This is a genomic window from Burkholderia sp. AW33-5, from assembly GCF_053427615.1.
The window spans coordinates 1-490 of sequence record NZ_JBSAXA010000104.1 but is presented as its reverse complement, the minus strand read 5'-3'; the positions used below and the strand labels follow the sequence as shown (position 1 = coordinate 490).

1 protein-coding gene is annotated in these 490 nt (G+C 61.6%); it reads right to left on the bottom strand.

Features of this window, described 5'->3' with window-relative positions; genetic code table 11:
- On the bottom strand, positions 1-490 hold a 490-nt coding region (locus ACV22V_RS32560), incomplete at both ends, for a VirB4 family type IV secretion/conjugal transfer ATPase (RefSeq protein ID WP_448016841.1).

The following is a 490-nucleotide window of genomic DNA, read 5'->3' as shown; positions in this document are numbered from 1 at the left end:
AGGCTTCGTCTTGAAACCGGGCACCTGGCTCATGTAGGTGAACGGTGCCGATGCGGTCGCCTTCACGAACGTGAAACCGCAATCGTTCAGCGCCCGGCTCGTCACATACGCGCCGTTGCTGATCGCCTGATCGGCCGTGTCCCCGTAGACGACCAGCGCGCCGTGATAGTCGCCGAAGGCGAGATCACGACCGGCGATCAGGGCGAGCGCCTCTTTCAGCTCCTGGATCTGGTGCGTCGCCTTGTCTTCGACGGATTGCAGATGGTTGATCTGCGTGTCGATCGCCTCCATCGCTTCGGCCGTGCTCAAGCAGCCGAAACTCTGCGTGAAGGTGAATTCGACCGGCAGCGTCAGCAGCGAATTCGTCTGCCCCCACCCGGCGCGCGGAAAATCCTTCAGGTCGTAGCAGGTCGCGAAGCGCGTCGAACGATCGGTGCGAATCTCGACCGTGTCGTAATGGAAATGCAGGTGCGACGTCGGGATCAGGTCA